Below are 25,706 nucleotides of genomic sequence, written 5' to 3'. Positions count from 1 at the left end.
CTCTCCCGGGCGGGAATTTCAACGGTTGCAGCTTTTCCCGAGGGGTGGTCGTTTCAAGAGCGGACTGGAAGTCGGCGCTCCCAATACGACCAGCCCATCAGCAACACGGCTGCGGCGCTCATCGTCCAATAGTCGACCGGCGCGATCCACAGCCAGTGTATGTGCCAGGGTATGAACTCGGGCGCGAATTTCGCCAGGCCGAAGGCGGGGTTGCAGACGAACCAGAGAAAATCCTCCGTCAGCCAGAAGATCATGATGCAGGCCATCACGCGCGCTTCGAGCTTCCAGCTCCAGCGCCAGCTGAAGATCAACGGGAAATGGAAGAACAGCGCCATAAAGGGGAAGACCCAGGCGTGATAGCCCGTCATCGGCCGACTGCCCCAGAAGATGTCGAGCAGCCAATGGTGTTCGATGCGCCAGGTCGGCAGGCTGGTCGCCCAGCCGTGGCCACCCTCGATCTGGATCTCGACATTGGCGAAGAAGAAGCCCAGGAGCATCACCATGCCGATCATGGCGAGCGGCTGCAGACGGGCGGCGCGGGCGGTGGCCAGGGGCATGTCGGTGCTGGTCATGACGACAGGCTGCGGAGCACGATGCGCATCGCATCCTGGCCGGCATGGGGCCGGCCGAGGGCGCGGGCATTGCTGCGCATCGCTTCCAGGCGTTGCGGCTCGGCCTTGAGCAGCGCGATGTGATATTCGAGGCCGATTTCGTCCACCGCCTTCATGGCCGCGCCGTTTTCGAGGAGATAGTCGGCGTTGCGTTCCTCCTGCCCGGGAATGGGCGCGCTCAGGAGCATCGGAACACCCATGGCCAGGCATTCGGAAGTGGACAGGCCGCCCGGCTTGGTGATGACGAGATCGGCTGCTGTCATCAGGCGCGGCACCTCGTTGGTGAAGCCGAGGGGGAAGAGACGTCCGGGATGGCCGGCCGCTGCGGTCTGCAGTTCCTCCAGGGCCGCCTTGTTCTTTCCGGCCAGCACGACCAGCTGCAATTCAGGATCGGCTGCGGCGAGGCGCCTGGCGAGCGGCGCGACGCCGAGCCCCGCGCCGCCGCCCATGAGCAGATAGGTCCGCCGCGCCGGGTCCAGGCCGAAGGATGCGGCACAGGCCGCGCGATCGTGATCCTGTGCGAAGGCGGGCATGATCGGAATGCCGGTGACGTGGATGCGCCCTTCCTCGATGCCGTGGGATCGCAGACGAAAGGCGACCTCTTCATTGCCGGCAAAGAACCCCGTCATGCGCGGGATCACCCACATGCGATGAAGGTCGAAATCGGTGATCTGCACGAAGACGGGGACGCCGAGGCGGCCCTTGCCGATCTCGCGCATCAGCAGCTCCGCCGGCAGGAAATGGGTACAGACGATGGCATCCGGCGCGAAGGCATCGATGGCGCTGCGCAGGGGACGGGTCGAGAGCCGCTCCACCGCGCGCCGCAGCTTCTGCGACACTCCGTCGGGGGGAGCTTCGGAACTTGCCTGGTAGAGCATGCCCCAGATCGCGGGGTGCTTGGTCACCAGCTTGATGTAGTAGTCCGTGTAGATCTTCCGGAAGGTCGACGGCACATAGTCCATCACGTCCAGGTGGCGCACCTCGGCCCGGGGATCGAGCAGCAGCGTGGCGTCCTTCAGCGCCTCGGCCGCGCGCATGTGCCCGGCGCCGGCAGAGACGCTGAGGAAGAGGATCTTGGGCGAAGACGGCACGGCGGGCTCCGGTCGAATCGGGAGAGGAGACCATAGGGCAAGGGAAAAGCGCTGTCGAAAGCGCCTTTCAGGCCGAGGCGTGCCCTCTCCTGGAGACCGGGGGAGGGCGCCGGCAGTTGCGGCTCCGGGCCTCCCATCGCTCAGAATGCCATTGCGAGGCGCATGCCGTCGTATACGGCAGCGTGGATGTTGCGCGAGGCGACGGCATCGCCGATGCGAAAGAGCTGGAACCTGCCCGCTTCGTTCCTCGCCAGGGCTTGCGGCTCGCCTGTCGTGAAGGCCTCGTAGTCCACCGCGCCGAGATTGGAGGACAGTGGCTTGAGCGCGAAATAGAGCTCGTCGAGCGGCAGGGTGCCGTGTTCCACGACGACCTGCTGGGCGCGCTTCTCCACTTTTCGCTTCCCGTAATCGTCGAAGAAGCGAGCAACCAGCGCGTTGCCTTCCCGTGCCACGCTTTCGAGGCGGAGATTCAGCGTCGTCTGCACGCCAGCCTTGGAGAAGGCACGGAAATAGGCGGGAAAGTTCGTGCCTCCGACATCGGGGGCGAGGCTGCGTTCGGGTGTCACCAGTTCCAGCTTCGCGCCGCCCTCGGCGATGAACTCGGCCGTCGTCATGCCTGGATGGGCGCCGTTGTCGTCGTAGAGCAGCACGTCGGCGGCGGGACGGGCGGAACCCGACAGGATATCCCAGCTCGTTGTGACCAGATCCTCGCCCGCATCCAGGAAGGACGTATTGGGCAAGCCGCCGGTGGCGACGACCACGATGTCCGGGTTCTGTGCCAGCACCGTATCCTCTTCGGCATAGGTGTTGAAATGGAACGTCACGCCGAGGCGTTCGCACTCGGCCACGCGCCAGTCGATGATGCCCATGATCTCCCGACGGCGCTTGAGGGCGGCGGTGAGGCGGATCTGGCCTCCGGCCTCGTCGGCGGCTTCGAAGAGGGTGACACGATGGCCGCGTGCCGCTGCTACGCGGGCCGCTTCCAGGCCGCCGGGACCGGCGCCGATCACCACCACGTGCCTGGCGAGCGCCGCCTTTTCCGTGATGACATGCGGTATCGAACCCTCGCGCCCGGTGGCGGCGTTGTGGATGCACAACGCCTCGCCGCCATAAATGGAATCGATGCAGTAGCCCATGCCGACGCAAGGCCGGATCTCGTGCTCGCGACCCTCGGCGATCTTGCGGGCGATATGGGGATCGGCCATGTGGGCGCGCGTCATGCCCACGAGGTCGAGCTTGCCGGAGGCCACGGCGTGGCGGGCCGTGGCGACGTCCTGGATTCTGGCGGCGTGAAAGGTCGGGATCGCCGCAGCCTGCTTGACTTCGCCGGCAAAGTCCAGGTGCGGTGCGGAGCGAGCGCCCATGCCCGGGATGACATGGCTCAGCGCCTCGTCGGTGTCGATGTGGCCCTTGATCACGTTGATGAAGTCCACGAGGCCCGAGCGGGCGATGCGGCGGGCGATGTCGAGGCCTTCCTCGCGCGAAATGCCGCGGTCCCAATCCTCGTCGCACACCATGCGCGTGCCAACGATGAAATCCGGACCCACGCGCTCGCGCACTGCCTGCATCACCTCGAAGCCGAAGCGCAGGCGATTATCCAGGCTGCCGCCATAGCCATCTTCGCGCCGGTTGGTGGCGGGCGACCAGAACTGGTCGATCAGGTGCCCATACATTTCGAACTCGAAGCCGTCGAGGCCGGCCGCCTTCACGCGCTCGGCCGCGTCCGCATAGGCGGCCACGATACGCTGGAGATCCCAGTCCTCCGCCGCCTTGGGAAAGGCGCGATGGGCCGGTTCACGGATGGAGGAGGGAGCGATGATCGGCAGCCAATCCGCCTTGCCCCAGGTGGTACGGCGGCCGAGGTGAGTGATCTGGATCATCACGGCCGCGCCGTTCTCGTGCACCTCGTCCGCGAGGCGGCGCAGGTGCGGCACCACCTCGTCCTTGTAGAGCAGGATGTTGCCGAAGGCCTGCGGCGAATCCGGCGCCACCACCGAGGAGCCGCCGATCATGGTGAGGCCGATGCCACCCTTGGCCTTTTCCACATGGTAGAGCCGGTAGCGGTCCGCCGGCATGCCGTCGACCGTGTAGGCGGGCTCGTGCGCGGTCGACATCAGCCTGTTGCGCAAGGTGAGATGCTTGAGCTGATAGGGTTGGAGGAGAGGATCGGAGGACATCGGGGATTTCCTGGCATCGCCGGCCTTCCAGCCGGCCTTTCTGAGGGGGCGCGATAAGCCGGCCGAGGAGCCGGAAGTCCGGGCATCAGCTCACTTCATGCTGCTCGGCTCCGTCCGTGATGGCATAGTAGTCCGATTTCGAGCCGGTATAGATGTGGCTGGTCAGCCTGAGGTTCGTCGGCGGGTCGAGCGTGCCGGCCGTGATGCTGGTCTCGCCGGCGCCGAAGGCCCGCCAGAAGAGATTGCCGCCGCAGCACGAGCAGAAGCCGCGTTCGGCCTTCTCGGAGGAGCGGTACCAGCGCAGCGTATCGTCGGCGGCGAGCACGAGATCCTGACTGGCGCAATTGGCGGAAGCCAGGAAATTGCCGCTGGTTTTGGCGCATTGCGAGCAGTGACAGGCGCTGACGTCGGTCAGCGGCCCGCGCACCTCGTAGCGCACACCGCCGCAGAGACAGGACCCCGTGGCACGGAGGGCTTTGGACATCGGCGACTCCCTGACTGGTTCAGGGGTATCCTATCGGCCGAGGAAGGGACGAATTGTCGAAATGCGGTACGAAGGTCGCATTTTGGCAAGGGACAAGGAATTTTGTGCCCGGGAGCACGAACGCCACGGGGTCATTCGTTGTTCAGCAGGCGCTCGAGATAGTCCGTCTCGGCCTTTGGCCTGTTCGGATCGGCCAGGCGCCGGCGCAGTTCGTTGAGCACATCTCCGGCGCGGCGCGAGGAAGAGGGATCGATCGAGCCGTTGGCCCCGTAGTCCGGCGCGCCGGGAAGCTGGCGGCCGAGCGGGTCGCGGCCGTTGTTTCGCGTGCCGCCCTGCTGCTGGCCCTGGCCGCGCGCGTTGCGCTGGGCCTGTGCAAGCTGCTCGCCGAGGTTCTTGGCCGCACGCCGCAGCGCATCGATCGCCTTGCCCTGGGAGTTCACGGCATCCTCGCCATTGTTCTCGCTGAGCTGTCCCTCGGCATCGCGCATGGCCTGGCCGGCCTCGCCCAGGGCATCCGGAGCCTCCGTGCCGCTCTCGCGCAAATCGCGCTGCATCTTCTCCAGCTGCTGGCGCAGCGCCTGCTGCTGGTTGCGCAGGTCCTCGGTCGAGGGCTGTCCGCCCTGACCATTCCCGCCCTGTCCGCCTTGTCCGTTCTGCCCGGACTGGCGACCGCCCTGGCCGCCTTGACCCTGCTGACCCTGTCCGTCCATGCCCATGTTCTGGTCATCGCCCAGCCCCTGATTGTCGCCCTGGGCCTGGTCGTTTCCCGATCCCTGGCCATCCTGGCCTTCCTCGCCCTGGCCGGCCCGCGGCGGTGGCTGGTTTTGGCGATAGGTCTGGTCGCGCAGGCGCTGCTGGCGCAGGATCATCTTGCTCATGTCGTTGAGCGACTGCTGCATCTGCTGCATCGACGGGTCGCCCTGGCCGACGTCCCCGGGATTGGCGAGGTTGTTCAGGATGTCGTCGAGCTGGGAGAGAAGCTGCTGGGCATCGTCCTTGTTGCCCTCGCGAGCCGACTTCTCGAGCTGGTCCAGCAGCTTGGAGAGCTGCTCGGGCGTAATCGCCCGCATCTGCCCGTTCGCGTTCGGCCTCTGGCCATGCTTGAGGGCCTGCTGCTGGCGTTGCGCGTAATCCTTCAGGAAGTTGTTCATGGCCTGGCGCAGTTCCTGCGTCAGCCGCTGGATCTCCTCAGGCGAGGCGCCGCGCGCGATGGCGTCGCGCAGCTTGTCGCGGGCAGCCTTGAGCTGACGTTCCGCCAGCGTGCCGTCTCCATCCTCGATGGCATTCGCGATCTGCCACAGATAGTCGGCCACGGCGCGGTAATCGTCGTCCGAGTTCGCGCGATCCAGCCGGTCCCATGCAGTCCGAAGCCCGAGGTAGAGGCCGGCGTCCTTCGTGAAGTCCTCCGGTGCGATCATCAGCGCCGCCAGCGCATACCTGACCTCGCCGGCCTGGTTCGCATCGAGGGACAGCTTGAGGCGCTGCTCGATCAGCGAGCGGGCAAGGGGATTGGTGAAATCGCGCTGCGGCAGCACGACGTCCTGCGCTTCGCTGCGGCCCTCGTTGCCGGCATCGTCGCGAGCCACCAGCGTCATCTTCACGGTGGCACCCGCGAGCGGGTCGGCCGAGAGGTCGCGCGTGGCCGTCACCGAGCCGCTGCGGGCATGGCCGGCCGGCGCGGGCAACGAGATCTTGGGCAATTCGTAGAGGGGGTGGCCGCCGCTCGGCAGCGTCCCCTGCGCCTCGATGGATGTCGCGCCGTAGTCGTCGTCCACCTTGTAGGCGAAGGTCATGGCACCCTTGCCATCGGGCTTCACCGGCCCGTCGAAGGCGATGCTGGGCGGACGGTCGGGAATGACGGCAAAGGCGAAGCGGGTCGACACTCCGCTCGAACGGGTGATGTCGACGCTGGCGTCCGCCGTGAGCTTCAGCCGCTTCTCGACGAGGTTGGGATCGGGTGCGCTGGCGGTGGCCTCTTCCTGCGTGCCTCCGCTCGCGGCGATGCTGGCGCCATTGTCCCCGGCAAGCCGGATGATAAGGATGGATCCGGCCGGCACGGCAACCGGTGCCGCCTGATTCGCTTCACCGAGAACGAGGGGCGCGCGGCGGGTATAGGGCGGCGGGGTCACCCATGCGTCGAGCCGCGTCCCGGGCTGCTCGGCGGCCGGGCCGGAAAGCAGGGCGGCGATATCGTAGGCGGGCGATTGCAGGGCGGCGAGCAGGCGCGGCAGCCGCTCCGCTCCGGCATAGAAGAAGCCCACGACGAGAGCGAGCGCGATGCCGACGCGAAGGCCGTAGCGGTCGAGCGTCGGCAGGCCTGGCGAGGGAACCCCGAGACGGACGGTACGGCTCGCCTCCAGCGCGGCGCGCCGGTGGCGACGCCACAGGGCTTCCGAGAGAGGATCGCCGCTGCCCTGCGCGAGCCGGTCCTGCCGGGCGGTGGCCGGGCGGTGCGGCAGGCCGATGGCACGGTCGAGCCGGGCGAGCGCTTGCTCGCGCGCGGGCAAGCGCAGGCGCGCGAGGGGCCAGAGCGAGGCGATCAGGCCCGTCAGGAAGACGAGGAAGACGAACAGGCGGGGCGGCCCGGAGAGACGGCCGAACAGGTCGAACCAGCTCGCCGCGAGAAACAGTCCGATCACGCCGAGCGGCAAGGCGAGGCGCGGCCAAGCCTGCTCCCAGGCCATCGCCAGCCGGGCGCGCCGCATGAGCGCATCGAAGGACTGTGCCTCGTGTGCGGTATCTGCGTCCCTGCCTGCCTCAGTGTCCGCCATGCCACCGTCCGAACAAATCAATCCACGGAGTGTAGGGCGTCCCGCCCCACGATTCCAGCCGTCGTGTGATCATAAGCACATGCGTGGCGAATCGATGGCCGGAAGGGAGAGGATGAAGCCTCCCTATGGTCTTCCGCGCCATCCCGCTGTACAGCGGGCCATCCTCCCTCATCCTAGGACCGTCATGCCCGCCAAGATCCTCATGCTCCAGGGTACCGGTTCGGACGTCGGCAAGTCCCTGCTGGTGGCTGGCCTCTGCCGGTACTTCTCCGACAGGGGGTTGAGGGTGCGTCCGTTCAAGCCGCAGAACATGTCGAACAATGCCGCAGTCACCGCCGATGGCGGCGAGATCGGGCGAGCCCAGGCCTTGCAAGCGCGGGCGGCGCGCGTGGCGCCGAGCGTGCACATGAACCCCGTGCTGCTGAAGCCGCAATCGGAAACGGGCGCACAGATCATCGTGCAGGGCCGCATGCGCGGAGCGGCCAAAGCGCGCGACTACCAGGCGCTCAAGGCTGGCCTCATGGCCGATGTCATCGACAGCTTCGGCCGGCTGAGGGACGAGGCGGACATCGTGATTGTCGAGGGTGCGGGCTCGGCCTCGGAGGTCAACCTGCGCGCCAACGACATCGCCAATATGGGCTTTGCCCGTGCCGTCGAAGCGCCTGTCATCCTGGTGGGCGATATCGATCGCGGCGGTGTGATCGCCCAGCTCCTGGGCACGCAGGCGGCTGTCGAGCCGGAGGATGCCGCCCTCGTACGGGGCTTCATCGTCAACAAGATGCGGGGCGATCCCTCCCTCTTCGCGGACGGCATGCGGTTCATAGCCGGCCGCACCAAATGGCAGCCGCTCGGGCTGGTGCCGCATTTTCCCGATGCGGCGAAGCTGCCGGCGGAGGATGCCCTAGCGCTCGGCAGCTATGGCAGCCGCCGTCCGGGGGCGCGGATCACCATCACGGTGCCGATGATGCCGCGAATCTCCAATTTCGACGATCTCGATCCCCTGGCGCAGGAGAAGGAGGTCGATCTGGTGATGGTGAGGCCGGGGGAGCCGCTTCCGCCCACCGATCTCGTCATCCTTCCCGGCTCGAAGGCGACCATCGCCGACCTGGCCTTCCTGCGCGAGCAGGGATGGGACATCGACCTGGCGGCCCATGTGCGGCGCGGCGGCCGGGTGCTGGGCCTGTGCGGCGGCTACCAGATGCTGGGCATGCGCATCGAGGATCCTGACGGCATTGAGGGGCCGCCGGCCGAGGTGCCCGGCCTCGGCCTGCTCGACGTCGCCACGCGCCTCGCCGGCGACAAGCGCCTGGTGGCCGTGAGCGGCATGACAGTCGCCGATGGCGTGGCCTTCGCCGGATATGAGATGCATGTCGGCATCACCGAGGGGACGGCGCTCGGCCGCCCGGTGCTCCGCCTTGCCGATGGCTCGCTCGACGGCGCTTGGTCAGCCGACGGCCGGGTTGCGGGTTGCTACGTACACGGCCTGTTCGGCCATGACGGCCAGCGTGCCGCCTGGCTGCGGCGCCTGGGCGGACAGGGCAGCGACATGCGTTACGACATGGTGGTGGAAGATACGCTGGATGCCTTCGCGGCCCATCTGGCCGCGCATCTCGACATGCAGGCGATCGAAGGGATCGCCGGCATCTGAAGCCTTCCTGCGGGGCTCGGGCCCTTCAGTGGTACTGCTTGTACACCAGGTAGAACGCAAGCAGGCCGATCAGGGCCGACAGAATCACGCAGGCGGTGTGGAAGAGGTTCAGCGCCTTGCGGATATCGGCCACGCCGGCATCTGCCCGGCCATTGCCCATATAGGCGTCGTTCACCACCGTCTCGCCATAGATGCGTGGCCCGGCGAGGCGCAGGTCGAGGGCGCCGGCCATGGCCGCTTCCGGCCATCCGGCGTTTGGGGAGCGATGCTTGCCCGCGTCGCGCCGGACGGTCCGGATGGCGGCGGTGCCACGGCGGTGGCTGATGAAGGCGGCTGCACTCAGGACGAGCGCGGTGAGCCTTGCCGGAATGAGGTTCAGCCAGTCGTCAAGCCTGGCCGCGGCCCAGCCGAAGGCCTCGTATCGAGGCGTGCGATGGCCGATCATCGAGTCCGCCGTATTGACGATCTTGTAAATCGCGATGCCGGGGAGGCCGAACAGGGCATACCAGAACACCGGTGCCACCACGCCGTCCGAGAAGTTCTCGGCCAGGCTTTCGATGGCGGCGCGGCACACGCCCGGCTCGTCCAGGGTCTCGGGATTGCGGCCGACGATCCTCGACACCGCGCGTCGCCCACCGGCCAATCCCTGGGTCTCCAGCCCGCGGGCGACTTCCTCCACATGTTCAGCCAGGCTCTTCGAAGCGATCAGCGAGGAGGCGATGATGCCAAGCGGGATGAAGCCGTAGGTAATCGAGAGGCAGAGCCGCTCGATGATATAGCCGCCGGTCCCGGCCACCACGATGAGGATGCCTGTGGCGACGATGCCGGCGGAGCGGCGCGTGGAGGAGGCATCCTCTTCGAAATTGAGGCGGCGGTCGAGCGCCGAGATGAGCGCGCCCATCCAGGTGACGGGATGGCCGATCCGGGCATAGAGCGGCCGCGGATAGCCGAAGACCATTTCGAACGCCCAGGCAATGGCGAGGCTGAGAATGCGCGAAAACAGATCCATGGGTGCTGCGAAACCAAATTGATCGTGCCCGACCCCGGATCCGGGCCGCAGGCGGCTTGACAGGTAGGAGGCGCGAACACTAAATGGCGACGCTTCCGGGCAGCCGGGGCTGTAGCTCAGTTGGGAGAGCGCTGCAATCGCACTGCAGAGGTCGTGAGTTCGAATCTCATCAGCTCCACCATCCACCTCGACGACCTCATGGTCATGTCGTCCGGTGGATATTTCTCTATCTTTTCTGAATGTTAGCCCTCGTGATGGGCGGCGCGATCGCCGGAAGAGCCTTTCCGCGCGCACTCCGCCTATGTTCTTCTCGCATGCTGGCCCAGCTGCTTGGCTGTATGCGGGATCGTGAATGTCGCATGGCCTTCCGGGGCAAAGCAGGATTGGCGACTCGAAAACAGACATGTTGCTGCCGGCCGGCGTGGCCCCGGTGCCCGCGGAAAGTCCAGAGCCTGCGCGGGATTTGGCGCGCACCCTCAGAAAGGGAGATCAGAGCCGCCGACCGACGCCGATTGGGGGCTCTGACCGACCTCTTGCCAGCACGTCATGGGAGACGATGGCCTAGATGAGTTCGTAGACCAGCATAATGCTGACGCCGATCGCCTGAAAAGAACGATAGGACCCGACAATATCCATCTCTGATGAAAAAATTGAAGACCAATAAATACAGGAGTATTTCGGATTGAATGATCATTTTATGAAAAAGAATGATCATTTTGTGAAATTCTCATGGGAGATTTTATACATTAACAAGCTTATGGATGATTGATATCGACTTCATGGAGCGCTATACCGATTCTGCCGATTTCGTATAGGAGAGAACCATGCGTCGCATCTTCCTCGTTGCCGGACTGCTCGGCCTGGTGTTCGTTTCGAGCTCGGCCTCCGCGGCCGGTGCCAAGGTTCCAAAGGCGGCGCAGGGGGTATGGGCGGAAGGAGGCAAGTGCCGTGGCTCGACCGTGACCATCACCGCAGGCACTCTCAAGTACAAGGGCTCCAAGCCCAGCGCGGTATACTTCGCTCCGAAGGAGAGCCCCCGCGGCTATGGTGCGATCCACTATGTGGAAGAGGGCAACGTCGACAATTTCGAATATGCGGCCGACAAGGACCAGCTCCTCTATAATCCCGAGGGTTTCGGCATGGGCAAGTCGGTGCTCTACAAGCGCTGCCGCTGAGTCCGGCGTCACCGCGGGCCGCCGATCAGCGCTTGAGCTTTCCGTCTGACGCGGGGTGCCTCGCGTCAGACTGGCGGGAGACCGAGCTGGCGTGCCTGTGAGCCGACGTCGCGCGCGGCCCAACGGCGCTGGATGCGGCCCTCCCTTATCTCGAAGAACTCCATGGCGACGATCTCGTAGGACCGGCCGGTGGGCTGGTGCCCGAACGCGGGACGATCGAAGGTGCCGGTCTCGATGAAGCGGGCGGCGACGCTGTTGCCCTCGGCCACCAGCTCCTCCACCCGAAGCTGCATGCCGTAACCCTCGATGAGCTGTTTCCAGATGGGCTCCACTTTCTCGAAAAGTCCTTTGCCGAGGACGCCCTGTATCTCCGCATCCTCGTGCAGCAGGGCGCGCAGGGCGACGAGATCGCCGCGGTTGAAGGCTTCGACATAGGCCAGTACGACGGCCTTGTTCTCTTCGGTTCCCGACATTCAGCATCCTCCGATACGATCGCTGCTGACGATGGGAGCCGTGACCCCTCCGTTATCCGCCCTCGGCCGAACCGCCGTCGCCGCGGGTCAGCGCGTCGACGAAGAGCCGCGCATGGGCAGGCAGCGCTTCGAAGGAGCGCGCGCAGACCATGAGGCGGCGATGCGCCCAGTCGTCGGTGAGTGGCAGGCCGGCAAGACCGGGCGAGCCATAGCGAATGACGGCGGCCAGCGGCAATACGCCGACGCCGATGCCTGCCTCGACGAGCTGAGCCACCGCATCGAAGTTGCGCAGGCGCACGCGATAGAGGACGCGCCGGCCGAGCCTGGCGGCGTTGCGGGCGAGGTGATCGTGCAGGGCGCCGGCCGTCAGCCCGACGAAGGGCTCGTCGAGGAGTTCCGCGAAGCTGATCTGCGGGCGTGCGGCGAGGGGGTTCGATGCGGCGACGATAGCAACCAGCCGGTCGATCCCGAGCAGGCGCATTTCCAGCCCGGCCGTATCCGCCATCGCGGCGATCACGCCGATCTCGGCGGTGCCTTCCGCCACCGCCTCGATGATCTCCAGGCTGGTTCTCTCCTCGATGTCCACGACGACGCCGGGATGTGCGGCGAGAAAGCACCGCAGCGCGTCGGGCACTCGTTCGACCAGTCCCGCCGTGTTGGAGAGCATGCGGATCTCCCCCCGCAAGCCTGAGGCGAAGGCGCCGAGATCGCCGCGCATCTGCTCGACCTGGCCGAGGATCGCATGGGCGTGCCGCAGCAAGGCGCGGCCCGCGGCGGTTGGTGTCACGCCCCGTCGGCTGCGGATGAGGAGGGCAGTGCCGAGCACAGCCTCCATGCCGCTCAGCCGGGCGCTGGCCGATGCGAGCGCCATGGGCATCTGCTCGGCCCCCGCGGAAATGCTGCCCGCGTGTACCGTCCTTTCGAACAGGCGGAGATCCGTAAGGTCGAAACGCATTGCGCCATCCTTCGTATTCTACGAAGGAAAGGCTCGGATCTTCCCGATTGTCAACGAGACGGATCGGAGGCAGTTGTGCTGATGTCTTCCTCCCCGGTGCGATACGGGTCATCATGTCCGATTTCCTTCTTCTTATCCTTTCCGGACTGTTGGCCGGGGCGATGAACGCCTTGGCCGGTGGCGGTTCCTTCGTCACCCTGCCGGCCCTGATGGCGGCGGGCGTGCCTTCGGTCATGGCGAATGCTTCCAGTACGGTCGCGCTCTATCCGGGCGGAGCGGCCAGTGCGCTGGTCTATCGCAACGGCCTGGCGCCGGTATGCGGCGTTCGGGCTGGGCCGATGCTGTCGGTGACCCTGGCGGGCGGGCTCGCCGGCGCCCTCCTGCTCCTATGGACACCGACCTCGATCTTCGATCGGGTTCTGCCCTGGTTGCTGCTGGTGGCGACCCTGATGCTCGCCTTCGGTCCTCGCCTCGGCGCGATCCTCCGCGCCCGCCTGCCAGCCGGAAGCGGCGCGGTCCTGGCGGTGCAGGCGCTTCTCGGCCTCTATGGCGGCTATTTCGGCGGGGCGGTGGGCCTGATGATGATCGCGGCCTGGAGCCTTCTCACCGGCGCGGATGTCAAGACGCTCAACCCGCCGCGCACGCTGATGGTCACGGCCGCCAACACGGCCGCCGTGCTGTGTTTTGCGGCTGCCGGAGCGGTACACTGGCCAGCCACGCTGCTGACCGGTGCGGGCGCGCTGGCCGGGGGCTATCTCGGCGCTCATCTGGGCCGGCGGCTCCCGCCGGGCCTCGTGCGGGCGGTGACATTGATCATCGCGATGGGCATGACCGCGATGTTCTTCATGCGCGCCTATCGATAGGGCGCGTCGGGCAGAGCGCCGTCGCTGCCTGCACCCGCCACCTTTCTCTTTTCAGCCTCGCGCTCTTTTTCTATGGTCCGACAACTGCCGGGGCCTGCGGGCGCGCGCGGCTTCGTCGAGTTTGGAACCCCCCATGACAATCACGCCGGCGCCCGGCTCTACGTCAAGAAGCAACATCCTCGCCTATCTGGTCGCCGGCGCCTACTTCATGGAGATGCTGGACGGCACCGTGGTGGTGAGTGCGCTGCCGCAAATGGCCGAGTCGTTCGGCGTTCAGCCGATCGACCTCAACATCGGTATCTCGGCCTATCTGCTTACCCTCGCCGTCCTCATCCCGGCGAGCGGATGGGTGGCGGATCGTTACGGACCCCGCGCCGTTTTCGGCTGGGCCATCGTGATCTTTACTGCCGCCTCCATCCTCTGCGGGCTCAGCATGAACCTTTGGTTCTTCACCGCTGCTCGAATACTGCAGGGTGTCGGCGGAGCACTGATGGTGCCGGTGGGGCGGCTCATCGTGCTGCGCAACACCGCGAAATCGGACCTCATGCGCGCCATCGCCGTGATCACCTGGCCGGGTCTCGCCGCACCGGTGCTCGGCCCGCCCGTGGGAGGCTTCCTCGCTACCTATGCCACGTGGCACTGGATCTTCTTTCTGAACGTGCCGCTCGGCCTTCTCGGTTTCGTGCTCACCATGAGGCTGATTCCGTCTGGCCAGGCCGAGGGCGCCAGGCCCTTCGACGTACTGGGATTCATCCTTGTCGGCGCTGCCTGCTTCGGGCTGATGTCCGGGCTCGACCTCATCTCGCGGCAGAACTCTTCCATGCCGCTGGCCGCATTGTGGCTGGCGGCAAGCGCCCTGGTCGCCGCCGTGGCGGTCTGGCATGCCCTGCGCGCCGCGCATCCGCTCGTCGATCCCTGGGCGCTGCGCATCCGTTCCTTCGCCGTCACCATCTGGGGCGGTTCGCTCTTTCGCACGGCGATCGGTGCCGTGCCCTTCCTCGCGCCGCTGATGTTCCAGCTCGCCTTCGGCCTCGACGCCTACCAGGCGGGTCTCCTGGTGCTCTGGGTCTTCGCCGGCAACATCTCGATGAAACCCTTCACCACGGCGGTGCTCAGGCGCTTCACCTTCCGCCAGGTGCTGATAGGAAACGGGCTGCTCAACGCCATCCTGATCTCGTCCTACGCGTTGCTCACCACCGCCACGCCGGTGCCTTTGATCTGCGCACTGCTCTTTGCCAGCGGCCTCACCCGTTCGATGCAGTTCACGGCGCTCAATACCATCGCCTTCGCCGATGTGCCGGAGGCCCGGATGAGCGGAGCCAACACGCTGTTCAACGTGGCCCAGCAGATGTCCTTCGGCATCGGCATCGGCGTTGGCGCGGCGGCGCTCAGGCTGGCCGAACTCTGGTTCCCGGGGGAGCCGGGCAAGCTGCCCCTCGTCGATTTCCAGATCGCCTTCGGCTTCATCGGCCTCCTCGCCTTCGTTGCCATCCTCGACATGGTCAGCCTGGACGCCCGCGCCGGCACCGAGTTGCGGATCAAGCGAGCGGGCGCGAAATAGTTGGCGTGTAATGCAATGCTACTACCCGGTTCACCCCCGGCGCCCCTAACCTCGTACCTCGGTTCCCTCGAACGGCAGGCCTGATCCCATGGCAATGATCCACAGCATGATTCGCGTCCTCGACGAGACGCGCTCGGTCGACTTCTATCGCAGCGCCTTCGGCTTCGAGGTCGCCGGGCGCTACGAGTTCGAGAGCTTCGTGCTGATCTATCTTACCGACGAGAATGGCTTCGAGCTGGAACTGACGGTCAACAAGGCCCGCGGCGAAGCCTATGACCTCGGCAACGGCTATGGCCATCTCGCTGTTTCGGTGTCGGATCTGACGGTGGCCCACGAGCAGATGAAGACGCTCGGTCTTTCCCCGGGGGACCTCAAGATGCTGTCCCTGCCCGGCGGCGGGGAAGCCCGCTTCTTCTTCATCCAGGACCCCGACGGCTACAAGATCGAGGTGCTCCAGAGGGGCGGACGCTACAGATAGCTCGGCGATCGTATTTTGGAGTTTCGGTCCGATCGCAACTGAAGCGCCAGGAGCGACACCGCTCGAGCGTCAGCCCATGGGGTTCGGCAGGTAGCCGACGAACCCGGTGATCTTCCAGGTGCCGTCCATACGGGCGCACAGATAGAGCGTCTGCCAGCTGAGGACATCGACGGTGCCGTCCATCTTGCGGATCGTGCCGTCGAACTTCTTGTGGGCGACGGCGCGCTCGCCGCTGATCTCGATATCGACGAGGGAGGTGGCTCGGTAGAGCGCTTCGCGCCGAGGTTCGTCGTAAGGCGTCCGGGCCGACAGATCCGCCTGGGAGAGCCAGCGATCCCGATAGTCTTCGAGGCGCGGGAACGCCATCCGCCATTCGTCGGGATTGGCCGATTTCATGCCGCTGAGGCCGAAAAAGCCCGGAGCATGGAAGTCGCCTGCGGTTGCAGCCCAATCGACCGAGAGAAAGGCCTCGATGTCGCGTCGAACCAGCATCTCCCACAATTCGTGGCGCTCGGGATCGTCAGCAAAGGGGTTCGCGTCGACGGGAATCATACTCATTCCCGATCTTTACGATCCCCGCATGCGCCGCGTCCATGGGACTCAGGCGGAAAGCGGTGGATGTGATCGTTCAAGGCAGATACCCATGGCCGGGCGGTTCCGGCCATGGGGTGGCAATGCCAGTGGCGGGCTCGCCGTCACTTCATCGTGGGCATCACGAAATCCGCTCCGGCGCGGATGCCGGTGGGCCAGCGGCTCGTGATGGTCTTCAGCTTGGTATAGAAACGCACGCCCTCGGGGCCGTGCATGTGATGGTCGCCGAACAGCGACGCTTTCCAGCCGCCGAAGGAGTGGAACGCCATCGGTACCGGGATCGGCACGTTGATGCCCACCATGCCGACCTGGATCTGGTGCGCGAACTCGCGTGCCGCATCGCCATCACGGGTGAAGATGGCGGTGCCGTTGCCGAACTCGTGTTCGTTGATCATGCGGGCGGCAGTGGCGTAGTCCGGCGCGCGGGCGACCGCCAGCACCGGGCCGAAGATTTCTTCCTTGTAGATCTTCATGTCGGTGGTGACGTTGTCGAACAGCGTGCCGCCGACGAAGTAGCCGCCCTCATAACCCTGCATCTTGAAGCCGCGGCCGTCGACCACCAGTTTCGCGCCCTCGGCGACACCTGCATCGATATAGGTGCGCACCTTGTCGTAGTGCTGCCTGGTGACGAGCGGGCCCATCTCGGCCTCCGGATCGGTGCCGGGGCCGATCTTGAGGGCGCGGATCTTCGGCTCGAGCTTGGCGATCAGGGCGTCAGCCGTCTTCTCGCCGATCGGCACCGCCACGGAAATCGCCATGCAGCGCTCGCCGGCAGAGCCATAGGCGGCGCCCATCAGGGCGTCCACGGCCTGGTCCATGTCGGCGTCGGGCATGACGATCATATGGTTCTTCGCCCCGCCCAGCGCCTGGCAGCGCTTGCCGTGCTTCGTGGCGGTTTCATAGATGTAGCGGGCGATCGGCGTCGAGCCGACGAAGCTGACGGCGCTGATGTCGGGATCGGTCAGGATGGCGTCCACCGCCTCCTTGTCGCCATGCACGACGTTGAAGACGCCGTCGGGCAGGCCTGCCTCCTTGAGCCATTCGGCCAGCAGCAGGGCGGCTGAAGGATCACGCTCGGAGGGCTTGAGGATAAAGCAGTTGCCGCAGGCCAGCGCCACCGGGAACATCCACATCGGTACCATGGCCGGGAAGTTGAAGGGCGTGATGCCGGCCACGACGCCGAGTGGCTGGCGCAGGGAGTGGCTGTCGACGCGCGTGCCGACATTCTCCGTCACCTCTCCCTTGAGGAGCTGCGGGGCGGCAGTCGCGAATTCCACTACCTCCATGCCGCGCTGGATCTCGCCCTTGGCGTCCGAGAGCACCTTGCCATGCTCGGCGGTAATCACCTCGGCGAGCGTGTCGATGCGCTGTTCGAGGAGGTAGAGGAAGCGGTTGAGGATGCGGGCGCGACGCAGCGGCGTGGTGCCGGCCCAGCCGGGCGCGGCGGCCTTGGCAGCCTCGACGGCGCTGCGCACCTCGGCCGAAGATGCGAGCGCGACAGCCTTGCCGCTTTCGCCGGTGGCTGGATTGTAGACGGGAGCGCTGCGGCCGCTCTTGCCGGCGACGATGCGCCCGTTGATGTAATGGGAGATTTCCTGGGCCATTTGCTTCCTCCGCTTCTTCAGGTCGTTCCGGGCAGGCCGCATCACCTCGTGATGGGTGCTGTCCCATGTCTGCAAGGCGGTATTTCGCACCGCATTGCACGGGATGACGCTGTTATGCGTGCAGAGAATTCGCACATCAATGCGAGCTATTGCACTTTCGTTGTGCGAAAATTAAAGTCAATATCATGAACTGGGATCACGTTCGCATCTTCCTTGCCGTCGCCCGCAGCGGCCAGATCCTGGGGGCGGCCCGGCGATTGAAACTGAACCATGCCACCGTCGGCCGGCAACTCACCGCGCTGGAGGAGGACATGGGAACCCGCCTGATCGAGCGGCAGACCCAAGGTTGCACCCTGACGGCGGCGGGCGAGGCATTGCTGGTGGCGGCCGAGAAGGCCGAGTCCGAATTCCTGCGTGTCAGTGCCGGCATCTCCGGAACTGCGTCGACGATCAGCGGCGTGGTGCGCGTGGGTGCTCCCGATGGCCTCGGCAATTATTTCCTGTCGCAGGAACTCGCGGGGCTGGCGGCGCTCCACCCCGATCTGGTGGTGCAACTCGTGCCGCTGCCACGCACCTTTTCTCTATCGCGCCGCGAGGCCGACATCGTGGTGACGCTGGAGCGCCCGGCCCAGGGCAGGCTCCTGGTCAAGAAGCTCACCGACTACACGCTCAGCGTCTATGCCGCGCAGGACTATCTCGACCACACCGGCCCTATCGCCTGCGAGGCCGACCTGGACGGCCGGCTCTTCGTCACCCATGTCGACGATCTCGTTTACAGTCGCGCACTCGACTATGCCGAGACGCTCGGCCGCCTGATGAGCCGGCGTTTTGAGTGCGGCAGCGTGGTCGCGCAGATGGAGGCCGTGCGCGCGGGCCACGGTATCGGCATCCTGCACGACTACGCGGCACGGCGATTCCCGGAACTGCGGCGCCTCCTGCCCTCGATCCGATTTACCCGCAGCTATTGGCTCGTCTCCCATCCGGACACACACGATACGCGCCGAGTGAAGGCCGTGGCAGACCACATCACGGCGAGAGTACGAGCCGAGAGGGCGCACTTCGCTGGCTAGGAGCGTTTGTGTTTTGAAGGAATCGACAAAACGCAAAGACGCGTCGAAAACAAAGAGTTAGAAAAAAGCGGCGTTTCTAACCAAACGCGCTTTGCTGTAGGAACTCTCTGAGGTCGAGGCGGACGCGGTGCGGCCGGGGTCCGCGCCGTTGCCTGGGAAGGCCGCGGGAACTTGCCCCGCGGCCCTGTTCGTTCAGCTTCCGCCGCCGATGCATGTTGCGACGTTATCAGGCGTGCAGACATCGAGGCCTGTATAGGTTGGGTCCTGTGGATTTGGCTTTCCTTCCTTGATGTCCTTTAGGAAGTACATGGCCTTGTATCCCATCTCGAAGGGTCTCTGTCCGACGTTTCCGGAGGCGAGGCCTTCCTTGAGGAGGTCGATCTGCACGGGGAGGGTATCGGCGACGACGAGGGCGAGGGCGCCGGACTTGATCTTGTCCTTGTACTTGGACGCGACCTGGCGATAGGCGTCGGGGAGGAATTCGGGGAAGCCGCCGGTGGGGATGAAGGCGTCGAGATCGGCATATTTGCCGAGGGTGTCCTCCATCTGCTGGACGGATTTGGGGAAGTCGTCATCGGTGTAGAGGGGGCAGCCGTCGACCTCGGTCCAGCCGTTCTGGCCGGTGAGCCGGTCGCCGGGGGCCTGGTCGCTGGCCTTGCCGGCGAGGGTGTCGCGGATGCCCTGCATGCGTTCATTGTGGTTGGCTGCCGCGGCGCCGCCGGACTGGATGCAGATCTTGCCGCCCTTCGGCTTGATCTTCATGGCGATCTTGGCCAGGTTCACGCCGATCTCGTAGTTGTGGGTGCCGACATAGGCGATGCGCTCGCCCTTGGCGTCGGGCAGCAGGTCGGAGTCCCAGGTCAGGACCGGGATCTTGGCGCCGGCGGCGCCCTGCAGGGCGGCGGCGATCGCCGGGGCGTTGGCCACGGAGACCGCGATGCCGTCGACGCCCTTGGTGATCAGGTCCTGCACCATCTGGGCCTGCTCGTCGCCGCCGCCATGCTCGCCGGGACCGACATAGAGGCATTCGATCGCCCCGTTGAGCTCCTTCTCGGCCTTCTTGCAGCCCGCCATGGCCTGGTCGAAGAAGGGATTGTTGGTGTTCTTGGGCACCAGGGCGAACGTGTATTTCTCGGCCGCAAGGCCGCTGCCGGCGGTTGCGGCGAGGCCCACGGCGATGGCGGCCGTGGTCAGCAGATATTTAAGCATCGTCTCCTCCAGACATGATGCCCTTTGCGGGCGTTTGATACGCGCGCCGGCCTTGCCGGTCATTCGCGTCGCTTGCCGCGGATGCGCTCCAGGAGCACCGCGAGAACCAGGAAGCTGCCGACGAAGACGCCCTGCCAGTTGGAGTCGACGCCGGCCATGAGAAGGGAGTTGCGGATCACCTCGAGCAGGGCCGAGCCGATCAGCGCCCCGAAGGCGCCGCCCTCGCCGCCCATCAGGTTGGCGCCGCCGATCACCGTGGAGGCGATGGCCCGCAGTTCATACCCCATGCCGAGCGAGTTGATGGCCGAGCCCGCCCAGCCCACGCTCAGGATCGCCGCGATGGCCCCCGTGATCCCCGAGAAGACATAGGCCTGCATCTTGATGCGCTTCACCGGCACGCCGGTGAGATTGGCCGCATGTTCGTTGCCGCCGACGGCGAGCAGATGCCGCCCCCACGTCGTCATGCGCATCACCACGAACAGGGCCGCCGTCATCACCAGCAGCACCCACACCGGGTTGGCGATGCCCAGGATGGCCCCGGCGCCGATCGCCTTGAAGGCCGGCCCGCCCGGCCCGAAATTGTAGAGCATCTTGTTGCCGGAGAGCACCACCGCCACCGAGCGCGCGGCCGACAGCATGCCCAGCGTCACCACGAAGGGGGACAGGCCGACATAGGCGATGAGGCCCCCGTTGACGGCGCCCGCCAGCGCGCCCGCCGCCAGGCCGGCGCCCACGCCCGCATACCAGGGATAGCCGGCTTCCAGCGTCAGGCCGCAGGCCACCGCCACAAGCCCCATGATCGAGCCGACCGACAGGTCGATGCCGCCGGTGATGATCACCACCGTGGCCCCGAGCGCCATGATGCCGATGAAGGCGAAGTTGCGCGTGATGTTGTAGAAATTGTCTTCCGTCGCAAAACGCGGCTCGCGGATCGACATGACGGCGCAGATCACCACCAGCGCCACCGTGACCCAGAAGGCCTGGCTGGAGACGAGCGTCTGCCACAGCGTCTTCTCGCGGACCGCCAGCACCGATTCGATGGAGACGTTGGCCGGCCGGTTGTCGCGGCCCTGAGGCGGCGTGTTGGAGGAGGCATCCGTCATCGCGGCCTCATGCTGCATGGATGGCGCCGGTGATGAGACCGGTCACTTCTTCGGGCGAAGTCCGGGCGATCGCCTTGTCCGCCACCTTGCGGCCGCGCCGCATCACCACGACGCGGTCGCAGACCTCGAAGACGTCCGGCATGCGGTGCGAGATCAGCACCACGCTGATGCCGGCATCGCGCAGGCGGTGGATCAGGCCGAGGACTTCCGCGACCTGCCTGACGCTGATGGCGGCGGTCGGCTCGTCCATCAGCACGATCTTGGCCTGGGACAGGCGCGTGCGGGCGATCGCGACCGCCTGGCGCTGGCCGCCCGACATCTGGCGCACCAGATCGCGCGGCCGCGTCTCCGACTTGAGCTCGCCGAAAAGCTCCCCGGCCTTCCTGATCATCGCGCCATGGTCGAGCCAGCGGAAGGGGCCGATGCTCTTCTTCACCTCCCGGCCCAGGAACACGTTCGCCGCCGCACTGAGATTGTTGCACAGCGCCAGATCCTGGTAGACCACCTCGATGCCCTTGGCCCGGGCCTCCACCGGCTTGTGGAAATGCACCACCTCGTCGTCCAGAACGATCTCCCCCGACGTCGGCGGGAAATTCCCCGCTATCAGCTTAACTAGCGTCGACTTCCCTGCCCCGTTGTCCCCCATCAGTCCCACGATCTCCGATCGTCCAATCGTCAGGTCAACATCCGTCAAAGCCTTGATCGCCCCAAAGCTCTTTGAGACCTTTCGAAGCACCAGCAGGGTCATTCCGCGTGTCTCCCCATCCGTATGGCACTATTGCTGCGGTCTTCTGCGAATTGTCAGGCAATTGTCACCGAGTTGCCTGCTAAACCGGCGTGATGTCGTGCATGCCCGCCCGCTCGCGGCGACGACAATCTTGACGACTACTCACACGGCGTAGGAATATTCTGACGTTTTTCGAGGATTACTGGCTCTCGACTAGGCCATCCGCCGCCGAACTTCCGGCTTTGTCAGGATAATGATCCAAGGAAGCGCAACTTTTTACCCATCCGGGGTAAAGACGTGAAGGCAGTGATTACCTTTTGCACTACACCCTCCCACCACTGGCGCAACGCTAGCATCTTTCAACGCCGAGTTGTTTTCTATGTTATTAGTTGTGCAATATTGGTTACATGCAACCAACGGGTTGTCAAGCCGAGGCTGAACGCACGGCTTTCCCATGCGTTTCTCCGGCGCCGCGCGCATTCCGACTGCTGGGTTGGACGGCCGCGTTCGCGGCTAGAGGCGCACGCCGCTCTTCGGGTCGAAGACATGGACGTTGGCGGGGGAGACCGTCAGATACACGGTCTCCCCCGGTTGCGGCGACAGGCGCTCCCGGAAGACCGCGCGGATTTCCGTGCCGTCGATGTGCCCGAACAGATGTGTTTCGGCGCCCGTCGGCTCGACGACCTCGACCAGGAATGGAAATCCGCTCTGCGGGTCCGAAAGCACGAAATGCTCAGGGCGGATGCCGATATCCACCGTCTGGCCCGACGCTGCGCTGCTCTCGCTCATCGGCAGCCCGAGCCCCCCTTTCGTGCGAAGCCTCGGAGCGCCATCACCCTTCTCGACCGTACCGGGGATAAAGCCCATGGAGGGGGAGCCGAGGAAGCTCGCGACGAAGCGGTTGCCGGGCCGATCGTAGAGCTCCAGCGGGGAGCCCACCTGCTCGATCTGGCCTGCATTCATCACCACGATCCGGTCAGCCATGGTCATGGCCTCGATCTGGTCATGGGTGACGTAGACGATGGTGGTCTTGAGGTCCTGGTGCAGGGCCTTGATCTCGGTACGCATCTGCACGCGCAGCTTCGCGTCGAGGTTGGAAAGCGGTTCATCGAACAGGAAGAGCTCGGGCTGGCGGACGATGGTACGGCCCATGGCGACGCGCTGGCGCTGGCCGCCGGACAGCTGGCGCGGATAGCGGTCGAGATAGGTGTTCAGGTTGAGAACGCCAGCCGCCTTCTGCACGCGCGGCTCGATCGACTGGGCGCTCTCCCCGCGCATGCGGGGCCCGAAGCCGATATTCTGGCGCGTGGTCATGTGCGGGAACAGCGCGTAGGACTGGAACACCATGGAGATGTTGCGCTGCTGGGGTGAAAGCTTGTTGGCGAGCTTGGGGCCTATCCACAATTCGCCCCCGGAGATCTCGTCGAGCCCGGCGATCATGCGCAGCAGGGTGGACTTACCGCAGCCCGAGGGGCCGACCAGCACCACGAACTCGCCGTCCTTCACTTCGAGGTCGATGCCGTGCAGCACGGTGGCGGAGCCGTAGCGCTTCTCCAACGATTTGACCTGCAGTCCCGCCATCTCACGCTCTCCTTTCGATGATGTCCCGCACGAAGCGCAGATTGCCGGCGGTGAGGCCGCCATCCACGGGCAGGACGGCTCCCGTTATCCCCGCCGAGAGCGGAGAGGCGAGGAAGAGCGTGGCATTGGCGACATCTTCCGGCCTCACCATCCGCCCGAGTGGATAGTGCGAAATCACATCTTCGAGGATCGCCGGGTCCTTGGCAAGGCGGTGGTCCCATGCCGGGGTGCGAACGGAGCCGGGGCAGACGACATTGGCACGGATGCCCTTCTCGCCCATCTCCACGGCGATGGATTTCGCATAGGCGATCAGGCCGGCCTTGGCTGCGGAATAGGCAGGATTGCCATAGTGGCCGAGACCGTTCACCGAGGCGATGAAGACGATCGCGCCGCCGCCTCGCCGCGCCATTGATTCGGCCACAGGCTTCGAGATGTGAAAGGCGCCGGTCAGGTTGATGGCGAGTTCGCGCTCCCAGACCGTCTCGTCCACCTGATCCAGCGTCTCGCCTCGGGTGAACCCGGCGTTGTTCACCAGGACATGCGGTGCTGCCCCGGCCTCGGCCAGATTCGCGAAGGCATCGGCGCTGGCCTTGGCGTCGGTGAGGTCGAAGACGAGGCGATGAGCCAGCGGCAGTTCCGCGAGCATGGCGGCATCCTGGTCCGCGCCGGAGACGATGGCACCCGCGCCGGCAAAGGCCGCGACCATTGCCCGGCCGATGCCGCCTCCGGCGCCCGTTATCAGCACATGGCGACCGGCAAGGCCCAGGGGATGGGGAGGAGAATCGGACATGAGGAAGACTCGTTGCGGGCGGGAGGGCGCATCTATGCACGGTTCCCGGAAGAAGGAAATCCGGGGCAGATCCCGGTAAATCGATGCAGCGATAGATCTGTGGAACCGATTACACGCGGCCCGCCAAAGCCTCTTGCCAGTCCGGCGATTACGGGGAAGAGTAGCGCCCATCATGCGGGCGACCGGCGCGCGGGGCGCGGTATGAACCGCAGTGATCAGAAAGATGGGGACGTTTCATGAAGATGATCGGACGGATGGCGCTGCTGATGGCAGGCGCCTCTCTCTTGGCTTACGCTTCCGCGGCGCAGGCCGGCACGGTGCGTGTGACCATCGCCGAATATTCCAAGGGTACCGGACCCTATTTCGAGGAAGCCGCCAAGGCCTTCGAAGCCGCCAATCCCGGCACCACCATCCAGATCGAGGTCGTTCCCTGGGACAACCTGCAGCAGAAGCTGACCACCGACATCTCGGCCGGCACCAACGCCGATCTCTCGATCATCGGCACGCGCTGGCTGCTCGACTACGTCTCGCAGGACGTCGTCGCCCCGCTCGATGACTACATCACGCCCGAGATCAAGGGGCGCTTCATCGATACCTTCCTCTCGCCCTCCGTGCTGAACGGCAAGACCTACGGCCTGCCGATCGCCGCTTCGGCCCGCGCGATGTATTACAACAAGGACGTCTTCGCCAAGGCGGGCATCACCGAGCCGCCGAAGACCTGGGACGACTTCAAGGCCGCTGCCGCCAAGATCAAGGCCGCCACGCCCGACGTGGCGCCCTTCGGCCTGCAGGGCAAGGAAATCGAGACCGACGTCTATTACTATTACGGCCTGTGGGGCATGGGCGGCGATATCGTCAAGGATGGCAAGTCCGGTCTCGACAGCCAGGCGGCCATCGATGCGGCCAAGCTCTACAAGGGCTTCATCGACGGCGGCCTCACCGAGCCGGGCGTGACCTCCTACGCTCGCGAGGACGTGCAGAACCTGTTCAAGCAGGGCAAGGTCGCAACCGTGATCACCGCCCCCTTCCTCTCCGGTCAGATCAAGAAGGAAGCGCCCGACCTGAAATATGGCGTCGCGCCGATCCCGGTCGGCCCCAACGGCAAGCCCTTCACCTATGGCGTGACCGACTCCATCGTGCTGTTCCAGAATTCCAAGGTGAAGGATGAGGCCTTCAAGTTCCTCGACTTCCTGTTCACCACCGAGCAGCGCACCAAGTTCGACAAGGTCGAAGGCTTCCTGCCGGTGAACGCCAAGGAAGCGCAGGATCCGTACTTCGCCGACGATCCGGACCTGAAGGTCTTTGCCTCGCTCCTGTCCGGTGCCCATTTCGCTCCCGTGATCCCGGGCTGGGAGGAAATCGCGCAGATTACCTTGACCGCCGTCCAGAAGATCTATGGTGGCAAGGCCGAGGACATCGAGGCCACGCTGAAGGCGACGGCCGAGCAGGTGAACACGATCCTGAGCAAGAAGTAAGCACGAGCCTTTCCAGGAAAGGCGCGTATCGCCTCCCCCACGAAGTTGGGGGAGGCGATACGACGAAAGCGTGACGAAGGAGTGCGGGCGGGTATGGCGCAGGAGGTGGCGGTCATTCCTGGAACCGCAGGCGTCCCGCCTGCTTATGGAAGCTCGACGATTTGAGAGCAGGCGACATGCCTGCGATCCCAGGGAAGGCTCCCGCGCCTCATCCTGTCCCCTCACCGCACGGCACTCCGCCGTCAGCGGTCCTTACCAAA

General features: G+C 65.5%; 22 protein-coding genes and 1 tRNA gene. 8 read left to right on the top strand and 15 right to left on the bottom strand.

Features of this window, described 5'->3' with window-relative positions:
- Positions 1–53 precede the first annotated feature (53 nt).
- The 5 genes from AC6H34_RS07315 to AC6H34_RS07295 all read right to left on the bottom strand — a co-directional run bounded on the left by AC6H34_RS07315 (position 54) and on the right by AC6H34_RS07295 (position 7,134).
- Positions 54–572, bottom strand: a complete 519-nt coding sequence (locus tag AC6H34_RS07315) for a hypothetical protein (RefSeq protein ID WP_497538365.1) — start codon at positions 570–572, stop codon at positions 54–56.
- A complete protein-coding gene (locus tag AC6H34_RS07310; protein ID WP_497538364.1) occupies positions 569–1,702 on the bottom strand; it encodes an MGDG synthase family glycosyltransferase in 1,134 nt (377 codons plus the stop codon). The genes AC6H34_RS07315 and AC6H34_RS07310 overlap by 4 nt, the downstream gene beginning before the upstream one ends.
- 140 nt (positions 1,703–1,842) lie before the next feature.
- Positions 1,843–3,879, bottom strand: coding sequence for an oxidoreductase (locus AC6H34_RS07305; protein WP_497538363.1), 2,037 nt, complete (start codon positions 3,877–3,879; stop codon positions 1,843–1,845).
- Between the two features lie 85 nt (positions 3,880–3,964).
- Positions 3,965–4,363, bottom strand: a complete 399-nt coding sequence (locus AC6H34_RS07300) for a GFA family protein (RefSeq protein WP_497538362.1) — start codon at positions 4,361–4,363, stop codon at positions 3,965–3,967.
- Positions 4,364–4,494: 131 nt separating this feature from the next.
- Positions 4,495–7,134, bottom strand: a complete 2,640-nt coding sequence (locus AC6H34_RS07295) for a TIGR02302 family protein (protein WP_497538361.1) — start codon at positions 7,132–7,134, stop codon at positions 4,495–4,497.
- A 184-nt stretch (positions 7,135–7,318) separates the two neighbouring features.
- Between AC6H34_RS07295 and AC6H34_RS07290 the strand changes: the two genes are divergently transcribed.
- The gene (locus AC6H34_RS07290) at positions 7,319–8,782 is read left to right on the top strand and encodes a cobyric acid synthase (protein ID WP_497539855.1); all 1,464 of its coding nucleotides are present in this window, start codon (positions 7,319–7,321) and stop codon (positions 8,780–8,782) included.
- Positions 8,783–8,807: 25 nt separating this feature from the next.
- On the opposite strand, the gene cbiB is transcribed toward AC6H34_RS07290, so the two are convergent.
- Complete coding sequence (cbiB, locus tag AC6H34_RS07285; protein ID WP_497538360.1) at positions 8,808–9,791, bottom strand: adenosylcobinamide-phosphate synthase CbiB; 984 nt, start codon at positions 9,789–9,791, stop codon at positions 8,808–8,810.
- A 105-nt stretch (positions 9,792–9,896) separates the two neighbouring features.
- On the opposite strand from cbiB, the gene AC6H34_RS07280 reads away from it, so the two are divergent.
- Both AC6H34_RS07280 and AC6H34_RS07275 read left to right on the top strand, forming a co-directional pair.
- A tRNA-Ala gene (locus AC6H34_RS07280) sits at positions 9,897–9,972 on the top strand.
- Positions 9,973–10,615: 643 nt separating this feature from the next.
- Positions 10,616–10,966: a hypothetical protein gene (locus AC6H34_RS07275; protein WP_497538359.1), complete on the top strand. Its 351-nt coding sequence runs from the start codon at positions 10,616–10,618 to the stop codon at positions 10,964–10,966.
- Between the two features lie 65 nt (positions 10,967–11,031).
- On the opposite strand, the gene AC6H34_RS07270 is transcribed toward AC6H34_RS07275, so the two are convergent.
- A complete protein-coding gene (locus AC6H34_RS07270; RefSeq protein WP_448150627.1) occupies positions 11,032–11,439 on the bottom strand; it encodes an ester cyclase in 408 nt (135 codons plus the stop codon).
- Positions 11,440–11,491: 52 nt separating this feature from the next.
- Positions 11,492–12,394, bottom strand: coding sequence for a LysR substrate-binding domain-containing protein (locus AC6H34_RS07265; protein WP_497538358.1), 903 nt, complete (start codon positions 12,392–12,394; stop codon positions 11,492–11,494).
- 113 nt (positions 12,395–12,507) lie between these two features.
- Between AC6H34_RS07265 and AC6H34_RS07260 the strand changes: the two genes are divergently transcribed.
- The 3 genes from AC6H34_RS07260 (at position 12,508) to AC6H34_RS07250 (ending at position 15,296) form a co-directional block, all read left to right on the top strand.
- Positions 12,508–13,257, top strand: a complete 750-nt coding sequence (locus AC6H34_RS07260) for a sulfite exporter TauE/SafE family protein (protein ID WP_497538357.1) — start codon at positions 12,508–12,510, stop codon at positions 13,255–13,257.
- 133 nt (positions 13,258–13,390) lie between these two features.
- Positions 13,391–14,818, top strand: a complete 1,428-nt coding sequence (locus AC6H34_RS07255; protein WP_497538356.1) for an MFS transporter — start codon at positions 13,391–13,393, stop codon at positions 14,816–14,818.
- An 88-nt stretch (positions 14,819–14,906) separates the two neighbouring features.
- Positions 14,907–15,296: a VOC family protein gene (locus tag AC6H34_RS07250; protein WP_497538355.1), complete on the top strand. Its 390-nt coding sequence runs from the start codon at positions 14,907–14,909 to the stop codon at positions 15,294–15,296.
- A gap of 69 nt (positions 15,297–15,365) precedes the next feature.
- Here AC6H34_RS07250 and AC6H34_RS07245 read toward each other — a convergent pair whose 3' ends face one another.
- Together AC6H34_RS07245 and AC6H34_RS07240 are read right to left on the bottom strand one after the other, a co-directional pair.
- A complete protein-coding gene (locus tag AC6H34_RS07245) occupies positions 15,366–15,854 on the bottom strand; it encodes a hypothetical protein (RefSeq protein WP_497538354.1) in 489 nt (162 codons plus the stop codon).
- 137 nt (positions 15,855–15,991) lie between these two features.
- The gene (locus AC6H34_RS07240; protein ID WP_497538353.1) at positions 15,992–17,491 is read right to left on the bottom strand and encodes a CoA-acylating methylmalonate-semialdehyde dehydrogenase; all 1,500 of its coding nucleotides are present in this window, start codon (positions 17,489–17,491) and stop codon (positions 15,992–15,994) included.
- A 185-nt stretch (positions 17,492–17,676) separates the two neighbouring features.
- On the opposite strand from AC6H34_RS07240, the gene AC6H34_RS07235 reads away from it, so the two are divergent.
- Positions 17,677–18,561: a LysR family transcriptional regulator gene (locus tag AC6H34_RS07235; protein WP_497538352.1), complete on the top strand. Its 885-nt coding sequence runs from the start codon at positions 17,677–17,679 to the stop codon at positions 18,559–18,561.
- 192 nt (positions 18,562–18,753) lie between these two features.
- Here AC6H34_RS07235 and AC6H34_RS07230 read toward each other — a convergent pair whose 3' ends face one another.
- The 5 genes from AC6H34_RS07230 to AC6H34_RS07210 form a co-directional block, all read right to left on the bottom strand.
- Positions 18,754–19,770, bottom strand: coding sequence for a sugar-binding protein (locus tag AC6H34_RS07230; protein WP_448150635.1), 1,017 nt, complete (start codon positions 19,768–19,770; stop codon positions 18,754–18,756).
- 59 nt (positions 19,771–19,829) lie between these two features.
- Positions 19,830–20,891 carry an ABC transporter permease gene (locus AC6H34_RS07225; RefSeq protein WP_497538351.1) on the bottom strand — a complete coding sequence of 354 codons (1,062 nt, stop codon included), beginning with the start codon at positions 20,889–20,891 and terminating at the stop codon, positions 19,830–19,832.
- Entirely contained in the window at positions 20,881–21,621 is a 741-nt protein-coding gene (locus tag AC6H34_RS07220) for an ATP-binding cassette domain-containing protein (protein ID WP_448150637.1), read from the bottom strand. Before AC6H34_RS07220 ends, AC6H34_RS07225 begins: the two co-directional genes overlap by 11 nt.
- A gap of 492 nt (positions 21,622–22,113) precedes the next feature.
- Positions 22,114–23,181, bottom strand: coding sequence for an ABC transporter ATP-binding protein (locus tag AC6H34_RS07215; RefSeq protein WP_448150638.1), 1,068 nt, complete (start codon positions 23,179–23,181; stop codon positions 22,114–22,116).
- A gap of 1 nt (position 23,182) precedes the next feature.
- Positions 23,183–23,971, bottom strand: a complete 789-nt coding sequence (locus AC6H34_RS07210) for an SDR family oxidoreductase (RefSeq protein WP_448150639.1) — start codon at positions 23,969–23,971, stop codon at positions 23,183–23,185.
- A 236-nt stretch (positions 23,972–24,207) separates the two neighbouring features.
- On the opposite strand from AC6H34_RS07210, the gene AC6H34_RS07205 reads away from it, so the two are divergent.
- The gene (locus tag AC6H34_RS07205) at positions 24,208–25,446 is read left to right on the top strand and encodes an ABC transporter substrate-binding protein (RefSeq protein WP_448150640.1); all 1,239 of its coding nucleotides are present in this window, start codon (positions 24,208–24,210) and stop codon (positions 25,444–25,446) included.
- The last annotated feature ends 260 nt before the right edge of the window (positions 25,447–25,706 follow it).

It is taken from the genome of Labrys sp. ALF-8, assembly GCF_059699065.1.
Note: the sequence above shows the minus strand (reverse complement) of the source record. Positions and strands in the feature narration are given on the sequence as shown.

Bases quoted from the DNA above. Each gene is read 5' to 3' on its own strand.
- AC6H34_RS07315 (WP_497538365.1), bottom strand. From the start codon at position 572: ATGACCAGCACCGACATGCCCCTGGCCACCGCCCGCGCCGCCCGTCTG.
- AC6H34_RS07305 (WP_497538363.1), bottom strand. From the start codon at position 3,879: ATGTCCTCCGATCCTCTCCTCCAACCCTATCAGCTCAAGCATCTCACC.
- AC6H34_RS07300 (WP_497538362.1), bottom strand. From the start codon at position 4,363: ATGTCCAAAGCCCTCCGTGCCACGGGGTCCTGTCTCTGCGGCGGTGTG.
- AC6H34_RS07295 (WP_497538361.1), bottom strand. From the start codon at position 7,134: ATGGCGGACACTGAGGCAGGCAGGGACGCAGATACCGCACACGAGGCA.
- AC6H34_RS07290 (WP_497539855.1), top strand. From the start codon at position 7,319: ATGCCCGCCAAGATCCTCATGCTCCAGGGTACCGGTTCGGACGTCGGC.
- cbiB (WP_497538360.1), bottom strand. From the start codon at position 9,791: ATGGATCTGTTTTCGCGCATTCTCAGCCTCGCCATTGCCTGGGCGTTC.
- AC6H34_RS07275 (WP_497538359.1), top strand. From the start codon at position 10,616: ATGCGTCGCATCTTCCTCGTTGCCGGACTGCTCGGCCTGGTGTTCGTT.
- AC6H34_RS07270 (WP_448150627.1), bottom strand. From the start codon at position 11,439: ATGTCGGGAACCGAAGAGAACAAGGCCGTCGTACTGGCCTATGTCGAA.
- AC6H34_RS07265 (WP_497538358.1), bottom strand. From the start codon at position 12,394: ATGCGTTTCGACCTTACGGATCTCCGCCTGTTCGAAAGGACGGTACAC.
- AC6H34_RS07260 (WP_497538357.1), top strand. From the start codon at position 12,508: ATGTCCGATTTCCTTCTTCTTATCCTTTCCGGACTGTTGGCCGGGGCG.
- AC6H34_RS07255 (WP_497538356.1), top strand. From the start codon at position 13,391: ATGACAATCACGCCGGCGCCCGGCTCTACGTCAAGAAGCAACATCCTC.
- AC6H34_RS07250 (WP_497538355.1), top strand. From the start codon at position 14,907: ATGGCAATGATCCACAGCATGATTCGCGTCCTCGACGAGACGCGCTCG.
- AC6H34_RS07245 (WP_497538354.1), bottom strand. From the start codon at position 15,854: ATGAGTATGATTCCCGTCGACGCGAACCCCTTTGCTGACGATCCCGAG.
- AC6H34_RS07240 (WP_497538353.1), bottom strand. From the start codon at position 17,491: ATGGCCCAGGAAATCTCCCATTACATCAACGGGCGCATCGTCGCCGGC.
- AC6H34_RS07235 (WP_497538352.1), top strand. From the start codon at position 17,677: ATGAACTGGGATCACGTTCGCATCTTCCTTGCCGTCGCCCGCAGCGGC.
- AC6H34_RS07230 (WP_448150635.1), bottom strand. From the start codon at position 19,770: ATGCTTAAATATCTGCTGACCACGGCCGCCATCGCCGTGGGCCTCGCC.
- AC6H34_RS07225 (WP_497538351.1), bottom strand. From the start codon at position 20,891: ATGCAGCATGAGGCCGCGATGACGGATGCCTCCTCCAACACGCCGCCT.
- AC6H34_RS07220 (WP_448150637.1), bottom strand. From the start codon at position 21,621: ATGACCCTGCTGGTGCTTCGAAAGGTCTCAAAGAGCTTTGGGGCGATC.
- AC6H34_RS07215 (WP_448150638.1), bottom strand. From the start codon at position 23,181: ATGGCGGGACTGCAGGTCAAATCGTTGGAGAAGCGCTACGGCTCCGCC.
- AC6H34_RS07210 (WP_448150639.1), bottom strand. From the start codon at position 23,971: ATGTCCGATTCTCCTCCCCATCCCCTGGGCCTTGCCGGTCGCCATGTG.
- AC6H34_RS07205 (WP_448150640.1), top strand. From the start codon at position 24,208: ATGAAGATGATCGGACGGATGGCGCTGCTGATGGCAGGCGCCTCTCTC.